Source organism: Mesorhizobium sp. M5C.F.Ca.IN.020.29.1.1 (assembly GCF_003997375.1).
Classification (GTDB): domain Bacteria; phylum Pseudomonadota; class Alphaproteobacteria; order Rhizobiales; family Rhizobiaceae; genus Mesorhizobium; species Mesorhizobium wenxiniae.
The window spans coordinates 1-2,594 of sequence record NZ_RZSW01000703.1 but is presented as its reverse complement, the minus strand read 5'-3'; the positions used below and the strand labels follow the sequence as shown (position 1 = coordinate 2,594).

5 protein-coding genes are annotated in these 2,594 nt (G+C 62.4%); all 5 read left to right on the top strand.

All coding sequences use genetic code 11. The annotated features are described in order from the left end of the window. Positions 1 to 30: 30 nt before the first annotated feature. Positions 31 to 864: a 50S ribosomal protein L2 gene (gene rplB / locus EOA85_RS32365; protein ID WP_065008706.1), complete on the top strand. Its 834-nt coding sequence runs from the start codon at positions 31 to 33 to the stop codon at positions 862 to 864. Between the two features lie 16 nt (positions 865 to 880). Beyond that, complete coding sequence (gene rpsS, locus EOA85_RS32360) at positions 881 to 1,159, top strand: 30S ribosomal protein S19 (protein WP_006205463.1); 279 nt, start codon at positions 881 to 883, stop codon at positions 1,157 to 1,159. A gap of 2 nt (positions 1,160 to 1,161) precedes the next feature. Further along, entirely contained in the window at positions 1,162 to 1,551 is a 390-nt protein-coding gene (gene rplV / locus EOA85_RS32355) for a 50S ribosomal protein L22 (protein ID WP_023799292.1), read from the top strand. Next, positions 1,551 to 2,276 (top strand): 30S ribosomal protein S3, encoded by a 726-nt coding sequence (rpsC, locus tag EOA85_RS32350; RefSeq protein WP_029352216.1) that lies wholly within the window; start codon positions 1,551 to 1,553, stop codon positions 2,274 to 2,276. The genes rplV and rpsC overlap by 1 nt, the downstream gene beginning before the upstream one ends. Positions 2,277 to 2,303: 27 nt before the next feature. Next, positions 2,304 to 2,594: 50S ribosomal protein L16 (gene rplP, locus EOA85_RS32345; protein WP_127212436.1), on the top strand; the 291-nt coding region annotated here is incomplete at its 3' end.

Below are 2,594 nucleotides of genomic sequence, written 5' to 3'. Positions count from 1 at the left end.
TCTCTGAGCAAGACCGCGAGGACAACAAACATGGCACTGAAAAAATTCAACCCGATAACGCCGGGCACCCGCCAGCTGGTCATCGTCGATCGCTCGGGCCTCTACAAGGGCAAGCCCGTCAAGGGCTTGACAGAAGGCCTGACCAAGTCGGGCGGCCGTAACAATTACGGCCGCATCACGGCCCGCTTCATCGGCGGCGGTCACAAGCGTACGTACCGCATCATCGACTTCAAGCGCCGCAAGTTCGACATTGTCGGAACTGTCGAGCGTATCGAGTACGATCCGAACCGCAGCGCCTTCATCGCGCTGATCAAGTATGACGATGGTGAGCTGTCCTACATCATCGCCCCGCAGCGCCTTGCTGCCGGCGACAAGATCGTGGCCGGCGAAGCGGTCGACGTGAAGCCGGGCAATGCGATGCCGCTGGCCTCGATGCCGGTCGGCACGATCGTCCACAACATCGAGCTGAAGCCGGGCAAGGGCGCCCAGGTTGCCCGTTCGGCTGGCGGTTACGCCCAGCTCGTCGGCCGTGACCAGGGCATGGCGATCCTGCGCCTGAACTCGGGTGAGCAGCGTGTCGTCCACGGCTCGTGCATGGCCACTGTCGGCGCCGTGTCCAACCCGGACCACGGCAACATCAATGACGGCAAGGCAGGCCGCACTGTGTGGCGGGGAAAACGTCCGCACAACCGCGGCGTGACCATGAACCCGGTCGACCATCCGCATGGCGGCGGCGAAGGCCGCACCTCCGGTGGCCGCCATCCGGTTTCACCTTGGGGCAAGCCTACCAAGGGCAAGAAGACGCGGTCCAATAAGGCGACCGACAAGTTCATCCTGCGCTCGCGCCATCAGCGCAAGAGCTAAGAAGAGGTAACGCCAAGTGACTCGTTCGATTTGGAAAGGCCCCTTCATTGACGGCTACCTTCTCAAGAAGGTGGACAAGGTTCGTGAAGGTGGTCGCAATGAGGTGATCAAGATGTGGAGCCGTCGCTCCACCATCCTGCCGCAGTTCGTCGGCTTCACCTTCGGTGTCTACAACGGCCAGAAGCACGTTCCCGTTTCGGTGAACGAAGACATGGTCGGCCACAAGTTCGGTGAATTCGCTCCGACCCGGACCTATTACGGTCATGGCGCGGATAAGAAGGCGAAGAGGAAATAATCATGGGCAAGGCCAAAGCTCCGCGCAGGCTTGCTGACAACGAAGCGCGCGCCGTGTTGCGCACGATCCGTATCAGCCCGCAGAAGCTGAACCTGGTTGCCGCGCTGATCCGCGGCAAGAAGGTCGCGACAGCGCTTTCCGATCTCGAATTCTCGGCCAAGCGGATTTCCGGCACGGTCAAGAAGACGCTGGAATCGGCGATCGCCAACGCGGAAAACAACCACGACCTCGACGTCGATGCGCTGATCGTGGCGGAAGCCTATGTCGGCAAGTCGATCGTCATGAAGCGGTTCCATGCCCGTGGCCGTGGCCGCGCCAGCCGTATCGAGAAGCCGTTCTCGCACCTCACGATCGTCGTTCGTGAAGTCGAAGAAAAAGTGGAGGCCGCATAATGGGCCAGAAAATCAATCCGATCGGTCTGCGTCTCGGCATCAACCGTACCTGGGATTCGCGTTGGTTCGCCAACACCGGCGAGTACGGCCAGCTGCTGCATGAGGACATCAAGATCCGCAAGTATCTTGAGAAGGAACTCAAGCAGGCTGCGATTTCGAAGGTTGTGATCGAGCGTCCGCACAAGAAGTGCCGCGTCACCATCCATGCGGCGCGTCCGGGCCTGATCATCGGCAAGAAGGGCGCCGACATCGAGAAGCTTCGCAAGAAGCTGATGGAGATGACGAAGTCCGAGACGCATTTGAACATCGTCGAAGTGCGTAAGCCCGAGATCGACGCCACGCTGGTCGCCCAGTCGATCGCCCAGCAGCTCGAGCGCCGCATCGCGTTCCGCCGCGCCATGAAGCGCGCCGTCCAGTCGGCGATGCGCCTCGGTGCCGAAGGCATCCGCATCAACTGCGCCGGCCGTCTCGGCGGCGCCGAGATCGCGCGCATGGAATGGTACCGCGAGGGTCGCGTGCCGCTGCATACGCTGCGCGCCGACGTCGACTACGGCACGGCCGAAGCACACACCGCCTACGGCATCTGCGGCGTCAAGGTCTGGGTGTTCAAGGGGGAAATCCTCGAGCACGATCCGATGGCTTCGGAGCGCCGCGCCACCGAGGGCGATCATGCGCATGGCGGTGGTGGTGAGCGCGAACGCGGTCGCCGTCGCGAAAACGCCTGAGACAGTTGAGAATTTGGAGTTAGAACGATGCTGCAGCCAAAGCGCACAAAGTTCCGCAAGCAGTTCAAGGGCCGTATCCATGGTGCCGCCAAGGGTGGCACCAATCTGGATTTCGGTGGTTTCGGGCTGAAGGCGCTTGAGCCGAACCGCGTCACCGCGCGCGAGATCGAGGCGGCTCGCCGCGCGATCACCCGCGAGATGAAGCGCGCCGGCCGCGTCTGGATCCGTGTCTTCCCGGACGTGCCGGTGACGTCGAAGCCGACCGAAGTCCGCATGGGCAAGGGCAAGGGCGCGGTCGATTACTGGGCGGCGCGCGTC

Bases quoted from the DNA above. Each gene is read 5' to 3' on its own strand.
- rplB (WP_065008706.1), top strand. From the start codon at position 31: ATGGCACTGAAAAAATTCAACCCGATAACGCCGGGCACCCGCCAGCTG.
- rplV (WP_023799292.1), top strand. From the start codon at position 1,162: ATGGGCAAGGCCAAAGCTCCGCGCAGGCTTGCTGACAACGAAGCGCGC.
- rpsC (WP_029352216.1), top strand. From the start codon at position 1,551: ATGGGCCAGAAAATCAATCCGATCGGTCTGCGTCTCGGCATCAACCGT.